This is a genomic window from Mesorhizobium sp. M0011, from assembly GCF_040324155.1.
Classification (GTDB): domain Bacteria; phylum Pseudomonadota; class Alphaproteobacteria; order Rhizobiales; family Rhizobiaceae; genus Mesorhizobium.
The window spans coordinates 85,589-99,411 of record NZ_JAMYVQ010000010.1; the positions used below are offsets into that span (position 1 = coordinate 85,589).

The window sequence follows — 13,823 nt, forward strand, 5'->3', positions numbered from 1 at the left end:
TGTGCTTTGCAAGGACGTGAATTGGAGACCGCGTCATGGCTAAGAGCGAGCGCGTGAAGATGGCGGCCGGCGAATGGTACACCTGCCTCGATAACGAGCTGGAGTCCTTGCGTGTGGTAGCGCGTGACGCGGTGTTCGAGCATAACTCGCTGCCGCCGCGGCAGCGCGGCAATCTCGGGCCGGGCTTGAGAGCTTTGCTCGGCAACGCCGGCGAGGGCGCCCGCATCGAGGCACCGTTTCACTGCGCCTATGGTTTCAACATCTTTCTCGGCGACGGCGTCTTCCTTAATGCCGGCTGCACCATCCTCGACACAGCGAGTGTGCGCATCGGCAAGGGAACGCTGCTCGGCCCCAATGTTCAGATCTACTGCGCCGAGCACCATAGGGAGCCCGCTGGGCGGCAAGCTGGACTGGAGATCGCCAAGCCGGTCGAGATCGGCGCCAATGCGTGGATCGGCGGCTCAGCCGTCATCCTTGGCGGCGTCAGCATAGGTGAAGGTGCCATCGTCGGCGCCGGCGCGGTGGTGACACGCGACGTGGCTGCGAACACCACGGTGGTCGGCAATCCGGCACATCAGGTCAAGCGGGACTGAACAGATCAGGACGACAGGACGTACGCCATGCGCTCGTCCTGACCGGCTCGCCTGGAGAATTCGCGCCGATATTGCGCCGGCGATGTCCTGAGCCTTGCGGCGAAATGCTGGCGCAGCGAGGTGGCGCTGCCGAAGCCGGCTTCGAACGCCACCATGTCCGTCGATTTCTCCGTTGCCTCCAGCAACCGTTGAGCCAGTTCTATCCGCTGGCTGGTCAGCCAATCGCCGAAACTGGTGCCGATCGATTTTTGGAAGCGGCGGGTAAAGGTGCGCCGGGTCAGGCCGGCGGCCTCGGCGACGCTGTCGAGGCTATGCGTCTCTCCGAGCGCCGCGCGAACCGCGTCGAGGGCTTGGGTGAACCGGTCGGCGTCCGCGCTTCTTGCCACCGGATGCTCGATGAATTGCGCCTGCCCGCCCTGCCGATGCGGAGAAAGGACGATCTGGCGTGCGAGCCGCAGTGCGGCTTCCGCGCCGTAGCGGGCGCGCACGATGTGAAGACAGCAGTCCAGACCGGCGGCGACGCCGGCCGAGGTCACTATGTCGCCATTGTCGACATAGAGCACCGAGGCATCGACGGCGACGTCGGGATGGAGTTTCTGCAATTGTTCGGAATAGGCCCAGTGCGTCGCGGCACGACGGCCCGAAAGCAGTCCGGCAGCGGCAATGGCGAAGGTTCCGAGGCACAGGCCGACGATCAGGGCGCCGCGTCGGTGCGCCCGGCGCAGCGCCTCCATCAGCAGCGGCGGTGCCGGCTCGCCGAGATGATGCCAGCTTGGGACGATGACGATGTCGGCGCCGTCGAGCCCTTCGAGCCCATGCGGCGCGGCAATTGTCAGTCCGGCCTCGGTGTGGATCGGGCCGGGCTTGACCGCGCAGATGCGGAAGTCGAAGCGCGGCAGGCCAAACGCCGTCCTGTCCTCTGCGAAGACCAGGCAGGGCACGGAAAGATGGAACGGGCTGATGCCGTCGAAGGCGAGGACGGCAATGATCGGGTCGGTCATGGGTGCTTCCGGCAGTTGAAAGCGGATTGTCCCAATTCTTTCGAATGATGTCAATCGGGCCACTTTCGGCAACCCAGCCACCCGCTTATTTTCGGCCCATCGCATTCAAGCCGGAAAGGAAAACACCATGTCTGACCCAGCCAACACCACGCCACGCCGGGCGCTGATCGTCGTCGATGTGCAGAACGACTATGATGGCGGCAGTCTTGCCATCCAGCATCCGCCGTTCCGCGACAGCGTCGTCCATGTGGCGCGGGCGATGGATGCAGCGACTGCTGCTGGCATCAAGGTGGTGGTCGTCAAGCAGATGGCGCCCGAGACATCGCCGATCTTCGCTAGGGGAAGCCATGGCGGCGAACTGCATCCCGAAATCGCCAAGCGTGAGCGCGACCATTATGTCGAAAAGAACCTGCCCTCCGCCTTCACCGGCACCGACCTCGAGGACTGGCTGCGCGCCAACGCCATCGATACGATCACGGTGGTCGGCTACATGACGCATAATTGCGACCTGTCGACCATCATCCACGCCGTGCATATGGGCTTTGCCGTCGAGTTCCTGTCGGATGCGACCGGCTCGGTGCCTTACGCCAACAGCGCCGGCTACGCCTCGGCCGAGGAGATCCACCGCGTGGTCACGATCATCCTGCAGTCGCGCTTCGCCGCCGTGCTCAAGACCGCCGAATGGGTCGAGTGCCTGAAGACCGGCGCGCTGCCGGAACGCGACACCATCTTCGGCTCCAACCAGCGGGCGCTGTCGCGCAGCGCTGCTTAGGTTATCCGAAAACAGAAGGGCGCCGCATCGCTGCGGCGCCCTTTGCGGTTTGAACTGAAGGATTTTAGAACAGGCCTTCGATCTGGCCCATCTCGTTGAGGAAGATCTTTTCCGAGGACGGCGCCTTGGGCAGGCCGGGCATGGTCATGACCTCGCCGCAGATGATGACGACGAAGCCGGCACCGGCCGACAGCCTGACCTCGCGCACCGGCACCGTGTGGCCGGTCGGCGCGCCGCGCAGGTTCGGGTCGGTCGAGAACGAGTACTGCGTCTTGGCCATGCACACCGGCAAGTGGCCGTATCCGGCGTCTTCCCAGGCCTTGAGCTGGTCGCGCACCGACTTGTCGGCGATCGCTTCCGAGCCGCGATAGATGCGCTGGACGATGGTGTTGATCTTCTCGAACAGCGGCATGGCATCGGGATAGAGCGGCGCGAACTGCGAAGCACCGGATTCGGCCAGTGCCACCACCTTGTTGGCGAGATCCTCGATGCCGGCCGAGCCGTGCGCCCAGTGCTTGCACAGGATCGCCTCTTCGCCCATCGAGGCGACATAGTCCTTCATCGCCTGGATCTCGGCGTCGGTGTCGGAGTAGAAGTGGTTGATGGCAACCACCGCCGGCACGCCGAACTGGCGGATGTTCTCGATGTGGCGGCCGAGATTGGCGCAGCCCTTCTTCACCGCTTCGACGTTTTCCTTGCCGAGGTCTTCCTTCTTGACGCCGCCATTCATTTTCATGGCGCGCACGGTGGCGACAATGACGGCCGCCGCCGGCTTGAGGCCCGCCTTGCGGCACTTGATGTCGAAGAACTTTTCAGCACCGAGGTCAGCGCCGAAGCCGGCTTCGGTGACGACGTAGTCGGCGAGCTTGAGCGCCGTCGTGGTGGCGACGACCGAGTTGCAGCCATGCGCGATGTTGGCGAACGGGCCGCCATGCACGAAGGCCGGGTTGTTCTCCAGCGTCTGCACCAGGTTCGGCTGCATGGCGTCCTTCAACAGCACGGCCATGGCGCCGTCGGCCTTGAGGTCGCGGGCATAGACCGGCGACTTGTCGCGGCGATAGGCGACGATGATGTCGCCGAGGCGCTTTTCGAGGTCCTTCAGGTCGGTCGACAGGCACAGGATGGCCATGACTTCCGAGGCGACGGTGATATCGAAACCGCCCTCGCGCGGGAATCCGTTGGCGACGCCGCCGAGCGAGCAGATGATTTCGCGCAGCGCGCGGTCGTTCATGTCCATGACGCGGCGCCAGACGACGCGGCGGGTGTCGATGCCGAGCTCATTGCCCCAGTAGATGTGGTTGTCGATCAGCGCCGAAAGCAGGTTGTGCGCCGTGGTGATGGCATGGAAGTCGCCGGTGAAGTGGAGGTTCATGTCCTCCATCGGCACGACTTGCGCATAGCCGCCGCCGGCGGCACCGCCCTTGACGCCGAAGTTCGGGCCCAGCGAGGCCTCGCGGATGCAGATGATCGCCTTCTTGCCGATGCGGTTCAGGCCGTCGCCGAGACCGACCGTGGTCGTGGTCTTGCCTTCGCCGGCCGGCGTCGGGTTGATGGCGGTGACGAGGATCAGCTTACCGTCCTTGTTGCCCTTCACCGATTTGATGAATTCAGCTGAGATCTTGGCCTTGTCGTGGCCATAGGGCAGCAAATGTTCGGTCGGGATACCGATCTTCTGGCCGATCTCCTGGATCTGCTTTTTCCTGGCGCCGCGCGCGATCTCGATGTCGGACTTCACTTCGGCCATGACGGCTTTCCTCTGGATTGGACGATGGAGGGGACGGGTTGATCTTACTCGCAGGCAGGTTGGACCCGGGCGCGGGCATGTTCTAACCCTGTCGCTGCCGCGGCGTCAACTTTCATGCAACTATGTTTCCTATAGAGAAAATTCCTCTGCGGACCGGCCGACCTGTCATCGGTTCTTCCTGGCTCCGTTGCCGCGCCGTATAGAAGCCAGAGGACACGCCGCGCCGCCGTCTCAAAACAGCCGCACAATGCACGGAATGCGACAGAGGCGACGGCGCAAATTCGCCATCGCCTGGTCCCTAATGGAACAGCGCTACTGCGTCAGAACGTTGCTGATTTCGACCATGTTGGAGCGCACCCTGAGCACATAGAAGCCCATCGTCGTCAGATGCGTCGGCAACAGCCAGCCATCCTCGCGGCCATTGGCGATGATGAAAGGCTGGATCTTCAGCGCCGAAACGAACTGCGAGTCCATTGTGTCCCATAGGTTCTGCAGATGCTTTTCCTTGATGACGTCCTCGAAGTCGGCCTGGGCGCCCTTCATCAGGCCGTAATAGCCATAGAGCTGGCCATAGGCGAACCAGTAGCGGTCGTCGGCGCGGAAGTCGAACCAGCCATTGTTGTGGTTCTCGGCGCGTTCCTTGAGGATCGCCGAGGTCGAGCCGATGTCGGACGAGATGCGGTCGATATACTGTTTCAGATTGTCGGCGCGGGCGTCGAATGTCGCCTGGCAGGTAGCAAGGCGAGCGTTGAAGGAACGCAGCATGCGCACAGCGTCGCGATAGTAGCTCGGTGTCGGCGTCTTGGGGCCGAACGGGTTCAGGCCGAAATACCAGGTCTCCTCGTCGAACTGCAGGTTGCCGCGGGCATTCTGCAGATCGCTGTCGATCTGCGAGGTGGTGCGGACGCGGCCGAGATTGTCAGCGAGTTCGGTCGCGGTGCGCCGCACCGCCTGGTTGATGCCGCGCTGGAAGGAGGCCTTGTTGTCCATCCACGGCGTGTTGTCCCAGTCGATGCCGAACAGGCCAAGCTTGTAGAGGATCATCGACGAGATCCAGGCATTCTGGTTGACGTTGAAGTCGGTCAGGTCGGCGGTGATCTGGGCAATGCCGGAGTTGCCGCAGGTCTTGGCGGTGTCGGTGCCGGCGCCGGCGGAGACCTGTTCGCCGGCGGAGACATTGCGCTTCTCGAACGTGTAGGTGTCGGGATAGTTCGGGTTGAAATTGTTCCACCATTGGGTGGCGTAGAAGAAATTGGCGTAGAGGCCGATCAGCACCAGCAGGGCGAGGCCGACCGCCGCCTTGAGGATCCAGCCGCGCTGCGTGTACCAGCGCCCGGCCCACAGGAACGGCCACAGGATGACGCCGATCAACAGGCCGATGCCGCGGCCAATCCACTGGAAAATGCGGGTGAAGAAATTCACGATCGGATCGAGCATGGCTGTGTCACCCCCTCAGTCAGTCAGGCCGTAGAGGCGTGTGCGAAACGCCACCTTGTCCTTCAAATATGTGGTTTTGAGAACGTCCACAACATGCGATCGCCAGGCGTCGCTGAAGCCGTCATAGTCCTTGAAGAAGCCCTGCTTGTTGAAGACGTAGCGCGAGACGAAGTCCGACGGCACGAAATCCGAGATCAGCCGGTTGGTCAGCCAGGCGTCGGGATGGTCAGGCTTGGCGCGGATCACCAGGAAGCGCTGCTGCGGGAAGACATCCTCGATCTTGAGGTGGCCAAGTTGGGCGATCTCGCGCTTGGCGGCGTTGAGGAAGGGGAAATTGCCGTCCTTGGTGATCAGGTCGGCATGGCTCTGGATCCAGGTCTGCAGCCAGACCTTGTCGACATCGGTCAAATTGCGGTTCGGCTCGGCATCGCGGATCAGCGCGCGCACCACCATCTCGGCGCGGTGCTCAAGATAGCCCGAGGCTTCGACCCAGGAGGCACGCGGCAGCTCGATGCGGCCGGTGGTGGCGAGGAACTTGAACACCTTGTCGGCGTCGTTGATCGAGAGATAGCTGACCTGCCACGGCCGCGAGCGGCGGAAGCCGGGTGCGGCCGGATCGCTGATCACCGTCGTCATATCCGGGTCGACGAAGACGTAAAGGCCACCGAAATGGCTGGTCCAGTAGGCGTTGTGGCGGAAGATCACCTGGTCCGGCACCAGCGCGTTCTCGCGGATGTCGCCGCAGATCTTGGCGAGCTCGACCATGCGGGTCAGCATGGCGTTGTCGCGCCAGGCGTCGGGCTCCTGCTTCAGCCGGTCGACGAGTTTGCCGAGTTCGGCGGCCTTGCCCAGCACATCCTCGGCCGACAGCACCTTGAATTCGACCTGGCTGATCGACAGCAAATCCTCGATGTCGTTGACCTTCGGAATGGAATCCTCGATCTCGCCGTAGATCACGTCCTTGATGGTCAGCGCGTCGATGGCGCGCTGGTTCTTGGACATAAACTCGAACATCAGCTGCGAGGTGTTGGAGAAGGCGGTGTGCACCACCGGCAGGTCGATCTGCGACGGCGTCAGGATGATAAAACGGCGGTTGACCTCGTTAGGATCGAGATAATCATAGTCGCCGCATTCCTCGGCCACTTCGGGCGAGAAGCCGGTGCGGTCGATCTGGAAGCTTTTAAGCTTCGTCGGCTTCAACCCGAACGCGGCCAGCGCCTTGTTGTAGCGCTGGATGAGATGCGGCTCGTCGACCGTCAGCAGCCGACCATAGATCAGCTCATTGTCGCGCAGCAGGTCGGGTTTCTTGGCGGCGGTCATTGTTCCTTCTCCCTGTTCATGGGAGGTCACAAGGACGCCGCCCGAATGGCGAACGAGAGGGGGCGAAAGCGTCCAATTCGGTCATTCACTAGCTCGATGATCTAAACTATCTGTAGTGACTTCATGAGCCCGCGGTGGACCACAATCATCTCTTTAAAATTCAACTCAGAGTTTGGACTCTGGTATTTGAATATGTGTATGCCAACTCTAACGACATTTCCAATCACTGAAAAATAAAAAAGTGTCCTCAGAATAAAATCAGGGTCTGATATTTTAACCGATCCAGTCTTAACCCTCTCAAGATACTCGCTGCGAAACTCAGATATACTAAGTATCCACTTTCTTGTCTGCGAAAATATAGATAGAACATTATCTATATCCGGAATAAGGCCATGCATCTCGTCTATGAGTTCTTTTCGTAGGTAACCCGAGTACGCTTTGTCGGCCGCTTTGACAGTTGAGGGTGCTATCTCTCCGCTACCCATTCTAAGTTGGATATCCGCACACTCTTTCAAATAGTTAATGTAATCGCGCGGCCGTCCCTGTGTGCTCATAGTTATATAACGAAAGGAATCAATCTCCTTCTTTCCCTTCGAATACGTCATAGGTGACTTTGAGAAGAGAGAGTACCAAATTTTGTCGAAGTCGTCTTCATCCACCGCCAAAACCTTCGAAAGACGATAGGCCAGCAACCTACGAATTTCCGTATCGTTCCACTCCAAGATATTTTCCAGATCCCGCCACTTGTTCTTATCGGCGTCCTTTACCAGGTCGTATATGTCATCTCGTAAAAATATAACTGGGAAAAGCGCTTTGCCTTTTGCCGTTACTGACGACCTCACGTCCTGAACAGCCTTAAATAGGCTGGTCAGCAAGTCCATATAGTTGCTCTTTGAGAAGCTTGCAAAAATGTCCTTATAGTCTTCATCGAGCTCATCGAACAAAACCAATATCTTTTGATTTGGCATATGCTTAATAACAAATGCCTCGAGATTCTCCACTTTTTCTTGAAGGGTTGCTTTCCTTTTATTCTTTAACCAGTTAGTGACGCTTATGCCGGTGCCGAGCACGTTTATTCCAAAGTCTCCTGCAATCCAGCTGCCTACGATTGTTCCAAGATTGTCGCTATCTGGCGATGGAAAAGCCTTATCTATTGTTCTTTTTATCAATGGATCGGTATATTGACTCCTCGCAATCGATTTGCACGCTGCCGAATATATTATCAGTTTCCAAATGGTTATATATTGATTCGGCTTTGTATAATTGGCGTTTTCCTGCGAGTAAAGTTCGTTGAATGGGAAATTCTTAAAAGATAACTTCGACACCAAGTTGGACCGTATGCCGTCGTGATCGGATAAATACTGAACTAGGGCGGTTTTTCCTGTTCCCTTTCGGCCGATTACATAGGCGGTTTCACCGTCAATTATACTTTTGAGTTCTGGAACCGTAAAAAAGTAACGCTTCAGGTCATCAAGCCGCGCTTCCAACTTCCAGCGAGAAATTTCATTGAGCGCCCTTTTTCTTGCTTCGTCTGAAAGCTCGATGACGGGACCGGTATAGGGTTCTATCTTCTTTCTAGGTGCGTCACGCGTGTCGTGCTTCGTTTCCGCAGGGGGCGCGTCCTTAGCATTCGTGGCTTGCGGTTTCCCATTGATTTCTTGAATTTCAAAGGACAGACGCGCCCCCTTCTGAAGGCCTTCCCACGGACCGTGGTACTGAGACGAATGCAAAAAATATCGTTGCAGAGAGCCCTCGGCTTTGATGAAGCCGAAGTTCTTGCCGTCAGGCAATGTGTCAATCCATCCGAATATCATAGCCATTCAATCCTGAATTCTCGGGCTTCTCACTATAACCTTTCGCCCGCGTCACTGGCGAGAAAGATGCAGTTAGTCCGTAGGCCGTGAACGGGGAGAAGGAACGTCACGCATTCCACAACCCCTTCTTCTTCATCTCCTCCATCTCGCGCACGGCCCGTTCGCGCAGGCGCGCGTCGCGCAGCAGCTTTTGCACGGCGGAGTCGTCGGACTTGTCGGAATAGCGGAACTCCGAGTCGGCGTAGCGGTTGATCTCCTGCATGACCATGTCCATCGAGAAGGGGCCGCGCAGTTCCTCGATCATCGCTTTCTTCTCGTCGTAGCCCTTGTGCATGAAGACTTCCGGCTTCTCGAACCAGTCGTCGGGAAGTTCGATGTCCATGGCGCGCATCTTGATGGCGTCGGTGACGTTCTTGATGGCGCGGCCGGTGAAGCGCGGCTCGGCATCCTTGATCAGGTGCAGATAGGTGCCGATATCGGCCATCGATTTCGGCGCGCCGTTCTCTTTCATGTAGCGTTCGTAGACCTTCATCAGCCCGTCTTCTTGCGGCTTCTCGTGCTCCTCATAGGCCTCGGTCACGGCACGCTGGATTTCCTGCGCGGCGTAGAGATCGTGGTCGCCGAGCGGGATCTTGTGGTTCTTGCCGGCGAGCAGCACGAAGATGTCGATGTAGTCGTCGCGGCTCTGCGGCCCGTCGACCAGCCAGCGGGCGCCGGCGCGCTGGCGCAGCGCGTCGTCGACATTTTCGGGATAGTTGGAGAACATGCCGAACGAACAGTTGCCGCGCACCACGGTGGCGGCGCCGGCGAAGGCGTCCATCAAAACGCCGGTTATTTCCTGCTGGCCTGCCGAGGCGCGGTCGTCGGAGCGGCGCGCCGCCACCTGGTCGATGTCGTCGATGGTGCCGAAGCCGATGACGCGCGGGTTCAGCACATTGTTGATGAACTGGCGGCAGTTCTGGCCCGACTTGCCCTGGTAGGATGAGATCTGGTCGACGCCGAAATTCTCATAGGCGAAGGGATAGCCGGCGACTTGGCAGTAGCCGTTGACGAGGCCGGCGATCATCTGGATCAGCGTCGTCTTGCCGGTGCCGGGGGCGCCGTCGCCGATGAAGGTGAACAGGAAGCCGCCGAGCTCGACGAACGGGTTCATCTCGCGCTCGAAATCATAGGCCATCAGCATCTTGGCGAGCTTGACCGACTGGTACTTGGCGATGTGGTTGCCGACGACCTCTTCCGGCTTCTTGAAGGTCATCACCAGCGGCTTGGAGCGCTTGCCCGTCGCGACGTCGAAACCATCGAGGGTGAAGTCATCGGCATCGATACGGATATGCGCGTTCTCGAACGGGCCGATGCCGTCGAAGCGGCCCTTGCGGGCCAGCAGCCCGTCGATGGCGACGCGGGCAAAGGCACGCGCTCTGGTCATCAAATCGGCGTCGTCGGATGATCCCGAGATCGCTTTGTCGAGGCCGGCCAGGATCGACTTCACCGCATCCTGCGGCGTGTCGAACAGGAAGTCCGGTTCGGGACTGTCGTTGGGCGCCTCGCCGTCGCTGTCGATCAGCTGGAACAGGTAGGAGGCGAGGCTGAAGGCCGAAATGTAAGCCGAGGCCGACAGAAGCTTCTTGAAGGTAGACGCCTCGTCGCCTTCGAGCGGCGCGCGGGTGTTCTTGGCCTGCAGACTTTCAAGGTCCGAGCCCTCGGCAAAGACGTCCGATATTGCCAGCGCGATCGCCGTGCCGCGCCGGGCGCGAAACAGGAGCGTGTGCTGCGGGATGGTCAGCAGCTGATCATCGGGATGAACGGCGCCGACGGTCTTCGACAGCTCGACCTCGCGCGTGCGGCGCACCGAACCGACCGAGACGGTCGAGACGAAGCGGCGGTTGGTGCCGGCAAGTGCTGTGCCGGACTCGCGTGACGGGTCCTCCAGCACGACGACACGGGTGATGAAGCTCTGCGCGGTGGCGCGGTGCTTCTCGATGGCGGCTTCCGGGATGGTGGTCAGGCCGGTGTCCATGAAGGGTGCTCCGTGGTGTGACGGTCAGACATCTGAGATGACCTGTCCGTTGGACAGGATGTGGACCTTGTAGCCGGCAAAGATCTTCTGCGCCTCGCCGGCGGCGTAGAGCGCCTGGTAGGCCTCGTGCGGGATCAGCGCATGGTTTTCGTAGCTCGACACGCCTTGGCGCGCGGCTTCCAGATCGTCGGTATTGATGAAGTATTCCTGGGTCGTCTTCTCGCTGGAGAACAGGCCCTTGCGGCCGGGTTTCTCGCTCTTGGAATAGACCTCCTGGATCGTCCAGGTCAAAAGCCAGGCATTTTCGGGCTTGCGCACCTTGGCCAAAACCTCGGTCACCGTCGAATTGTTGTCGGTGATGCCAGCCGAATAGAACGGGCCGAGCACAACGCGGCGCAGCTGCTTGGGGTGCAGCGGCTCGAAATCCTTGTCGAGATTGACCGCGATGGTCGCCGGCGAGAGCGTGTAGGCGGAGTTCTTCTCGGTGAAATCGTCGAAACGGTGGGCAAGCTCGGGATTGAGCAGGCCATCGACCGGCAGCGGAATGTCAATCGTCTCGTTCAGCTTGCCGTTTCTATCGACAAGCTGGCGAATCATCGTTTCGGACGAATCCTCCACCGTCACCATGTAGACTAGCGGCAGGTTGGCGCTGCCGTCGAACGTCGCCCAGTGGACGAGATAATAAGGCCGCCCCGTCTTCGGATTTACCGAGACCTTGGCCGTTTGCGCCAGCGTGAACGGGCCGAACGTGTTCTCGCTTTTCACGTCCTCGAGATAAAGCCGCTCGGCTATCGACTTCTGCAGCGCTGCGGGGAATTCCTTGTGGCGCAGGATGAAGTCGGCCATTTCCTCGCGCAACTCGCCGGCGAGCGGAATGTTGGCAAGCCGCGCGTCGGCCTGGCGTCGGTCGTTTTCCAGTTCGAGCAGGTTCTGGAACACCGGAAATCCGCTTTCGGCGCGCGAAATGCGGAATGTGTCCATGAAGCCGAGCCGGTTGCGCCAGCAGGAAAACGACTTGTCGAGCCTGGCGATGTGTTCGGCGACGATCTTGGCGACGATGCCATGCCGGTAGAGCGGCGAGCGATCGTCGCGCATGAACACTTCAAGGCCGCTGAGCGCGGCCGTGATGGCGGAAAAATACCGTGCCGCCGCTTCGTTTTCGGGGGTCATGCCTGGTCGCTCGCGGGCAGTGCTGTCACCCTTAAGACTGCACGTAGTTAGCCGAATTGTGCTTCTTCAGCACCTCGTCGAAGCGGCGGGCGAAGGCATCGTCGGCCAGCTTCTTGCGGCGCTGGATGTCGGCGGTGGCGACCATGTTCTTCTCGTGCATCTCAAGCAGGTCGCCGATGTGCTTTTGCGAAGCAGCCCCGATGCCGGCCATGGTTTCCTCGGCGGTGTTGTCGACCTGGCTGCCCAGCGTGTTGATCTTGTGGGCGACGTCCTGCTGGGCGGCGGTCTTCAGCGAATCTTCCAGCGCTTTGTAGAGCACGATGCGCTGCTCGGTATCGATGGTCAGCTTGTTGATCAGCGTCGATTGCGCGGCGATCTGGTTGTTGAGCGAATCGACGAAGGTCTGGAACATCGAGGTGTAACGCTCGAGCGTCTGGCTCTCGGCCAGCAGCTCCTGCTCCTTGGCCTGCTTTTCGTTGTATTCCGTCGCCAGCTTGGAGCGTTCGCCTTCGAGCTGCGTGCGGTCTTTCTGGCTGGTCGAAGCGGCGATCTTGTTTTCGATGTCGAGCAGCATCGGGTTGAGCTCCTCGATGCGCTTCTGCACGGCTTCGAGATTGGTCATGGTGGTCTTGCGGCGCTCGATAACCTGAGACAGGCTGGTTTCCGAGGTCTTGTAGCGTTGGTCGAGAACCTCTTTCTGCGCCTTCAATATGCCGACGATGGTGTCGGATTTGACCAGCAGTTCCTGCAGATTGCCGGCCAGCGACATGTTGCGAACGCGGTCGGTGCGCATGCGCTGCTTGCTCTGGCTGGAGAAGATGCCAATGAATTTTTCCCAGCCGGTGTAGTTCTTCATGCTCTCGAACTCGGCGCCGAAGACGTTGGTGGCGTCCTCCAGCCCGATGATCAGGTCGGCAATGTTGCCTTCCATCACCTTCTGCTGCTTCAGCACATCCTCGATGCGGGCGTTCTCGAGGTCGAAATTTGCGTCGCCGATCTTCTTGTCTGATGTGGCAAGCGTATCAAGCATGGTGCCGGATTGCTCGATCTTGGAGCGCATGTCCTGCACGACCTGCTTGGTCTTGGCAATTTCGGCGTCGAAATTCTGCAATGTCGCCATTGGGGCCTCCCGCTTCGGCATGACGTCGCTGGTCGCGAACAGCGGCGAATATATGTGGAGCATCAGGGGATTGAAAGACGTGAAGATAAGGGCGGCGTGAAAACAAAAAAATTCGTCAGGGTCTTGAAAACCAGTGAAGGCGTGGGCTTAGCGTGATTAGCTTGCCGACCAGCCATAGTTCAGCTGTCATTGAACTTTCATGCGGCAAGGCGAAGGCGCACGGATGCCTTTGTATTGGGCAAACCACCGAAGCAATCGCGGCCGCGATATGCGAGGAGAAAGCCGGCTTTACAGAGCTGACGAACAGCGGATCAGGGCTTGGGATCGGCCTTCAGATAGGCAATGACATTGGCGATGTCGTCGTCTTTGGCCAGGCCGGCAAACGCCATCTTGTTGCCGGGCACTTTCAGCTTGGGTGCCCTGAGATACTCGGTGAGATTGGCTTCATCCCAGACCAGGCCGGCGGCGCCGGCACTCTTCATCGCCTCGGAATAGCGGCCAAGAAAACTCTCGGCGCTGCCGGCGGTGCGGCCAACGACGCCCAACAGATGCGGACCGACCTTGTCGCGGTCGGTGGCTGCTTCATGGCAGGCCATGCACCGGTTGAAGGCCTTCTTGCCCAGGGCCGGGTCGCCGCCGGCATGGGCCACAAGCGAGCTGGCAAGGAGAAGGATGCTGGCGGACGAAGCGGCTCGAAACATGCTGCCCCCGGAGAGTTCTGGCTGGCGGCCTTATAGTGCCGAGGCTTTAACAAACGCTGCATCGCGGAAACAAACGCTGCATCGCGGCGGGATTGCGGAAGACAGGCCCGCGAGTCAGGCCTGTTGTGCCAGAT

At 59.7% G+C, this 13,823-nt stretch carries 11 protein-coding genes; 2 read left to right on the forward strand and 9 right to left on the reverse strand.

The features are described 5' to 3' along the window. Positions 1-35 precede the first annotated feature (35 nt). Positions 36-593, forward strand: coding sequence for a sugar O-acetyltransferase (locus tag NKK51_RS13970; RefSeq protein ID WP_128303722.1), 558 nt, complete (start codon positions 36-38; stop codon positions 591-593). Between the two features lie 5 nt (positions 594-598). Here NKK51_RS13970 and NKK51_RS13975 read toward each other — a convergent pair whose 3' ends face one another. Then, complete coding sequence (locus NKK51_RS13975; RefSeq protein WP_352553396.1) at positions 599-1,594, reverse strand: GlxA family transcriptional regulator; 996 nt, start codon at positions 1,592-1,594, stop codon at positions 599-601. Between the two features lie 127 nt (positions 1,595-1,721). Here NKK51_RS13975 and NKK51_RS13980 point away from each other — a divergent pair, with 127 nt between their 5' ends. After that, positions 1,722-2,366, forward strand: a complete 645-nt coding sequence (locus NKK51_RS13980) for a cysteine hydrolase family protein (protein ID WP_352553398.1) — start codon at positions 1,722-1,724, stop codon at positions 2,364-2,366. Positions 2,367-2,430: 64 nt separating this feature from the next. Here the strand turns inward: NKK51_RS13980 and NKK51_RS13985 are convergent, their stop codons facing one another. The 8 genes from NKK51_RS13985 to NKK51_RS14020 all read right to left on the reverse strand — a co-directional run bounded on the left by NKK51_RS13985 (position 2,431) and on the right by NKK51_RS14020 (position 13,689). Continuing rightward, entirely contained in the window at positions 2,431-4,110 is a 1,680-nt protein-coding gene (locus tag NKK51_RS13985; RefSeq protein WP_023809872.1) for a formate--tetrahydrofolate ligase, read from the reverse strand. Between the two features lie 312 nt (positions 4,111-4,422). After that, a complete protein-coding gene (locus NKK51_RS13990; protein ID WP_352553400.1) occupies positions 4,423-5,547 on the reverse strand; it encodes a DUF2333 family protein in 1,125 nt (374 codons plus the stop codon). A 15-nt stretch (positions 5,548-5,562) separates the two neighbouring features. After that, entirely contained in the window at positions 5,563-6,867 is a 1,305-nt protein-coding gene (locus tag NKK51_RS13995; RefSeq protein ID WP_352553402.1) for a DUF6638 family protein, read from the reverse strand. 101 nt (positions 6,868-6,968) lie between these two features. Further along, entirely contained in the window at positions 6,969-8,687 is a 1,719-nt protein-coding gene (locus NKK51_RS14000) for a P-loop ATPase, Sll1717 family (protein ID WP_352553404.1), read from the reverse strand. 100 nt (positions 8,688-8,787) lie between these two features. Further along, entirely contained in the window at positions 8,788-10,698 is a 1,911-nt protein-coding gene (locus NKK51_RS14005) for an AAA family ATPase (protein ID WP_352553405.1), read from the reverse strand. Between the two features lie 24 nt (positions 10,699-10,722). Continuing rightward, positions 10,723-11,868: a hypothetical protein gene (locus NKK51_RS14010; RefSeq protein WP_352553407.1), complete on the reverse strand. Its 1,146-nt coding sequence runs from the start codon at positions 11,866-11,868 to the stop codon at positions 10,723-10,725. 31 nt (positions 11,869-11,899) lie between these two features. Further along, positions 11,900-12,988, reverse strand: coding sequence for a hypothetical protein (locus tag NKK51_RS14015; RefSeq protein ID WP_127266549.1), 1,089 nt, complete (start codon positions 12,986-12,988; stop codon positions 11,900-11,902). Positions 12,989-13,299: 311 nt separating this feature from the next. Continuing rightward, positions 13,300-13,689 (reverse strand): c-type cytochrome, encoded by a 390-nt coding sequence (locus NKK51_RS14020; protein ID WP_023809867.1) that lies wholly within the window; start codon positions 13,687-13,689, stop codon positions 13,300-13,302. Between the last annotated feature and the right edge of the window lie 134 nt (positions 13,690-13,823).

What these genes read in the sequence shown, in the direction of transcription:
- NKK51_RS14010 (WP_352553407.1), bottom strand. Translation starts at nt 11,868, where the DNA reads ATGACCCCCGAAAACGAAGCGGCGGCACGGTATTTTTCCGCCATCACG.
- NKK51_RS14005 (WP_352553405.1), bottom strand. Translation starts at nt 10,698, where the DNA reads ATGGACACCGGCCTGACCACCATCCCGGAAGCCGCCATCGAGAAGCAC.
- NKK51_RS13970 (WP_128303722.1), top strand. Translation starts at nt 36, where the DNA reads ATGGCTAAGAGCGAGCGCGTGAAGATGGCGGCCGGCGAATGGTACACC.
- NKK51_RS13990 (WP_352553400.1), bottom strand. Translation starts at nt 5,547, where the DNA reads ATGCTCGATCCGATCGTGAATTTCTTCACCCGCATTTTCCAGTGGATT.
- NKK51_RS14000 (WP_352553404.1), bottom strand. Translation starts at nt 8,687, where the DNA reads ATGGCTATGATATTCGGATGGATTGACACATTGCCTGACGGCAAGAAC.
- NKK51_RS13975 (WP_352553396.1), bottom strand. Translation starts at nt 1,594, where the DNA reads ATGACCGACCCGATCATTGCCGTCCTCGCCTTCGACGGCATCAGCCCG.
- NKK51_RS14020 (WP_023809867.1), bottom strand. Translation starts at nt 13,689, where the DNA reads ATGTTTCGAGCCGCTTCGTCCGCCAGCATCCTTCTCCTTGCCAGCTCG.
- NKK51_RS13985 (WP_023809872.1), bottom strand. Translation starts at nt 4,110, where the DNA reads ATGGCCGAAGTGAAGTCCGACATCGAGATCGCGCGCGGCGCCAGGAAA.
- NKK51_RS13980 (WP_352553398.1), top strand. Translation starts at nt 1,722, where the DNA reads ATGTCTGACCCAGCCAACACCACGCCACGCCGGGCGCTGATCGTCGTC.
- NKK51_RS13995 (WP_352553402.1), bottom strand. Translation starts at nt 6,867, where the DNA reads ATGACCGCCGCCAAGAAACCCGACCTGCTGCGCGACAATGAGCTGATC.
- NKK51_RS14015 (WP_127266549.1), bottom strand. Translation starts at nt 12,988, where the DNA reads ATGGCGACATTGCAGAATTTCGACGCCGAAATTGCCAAGACCAAGCAG.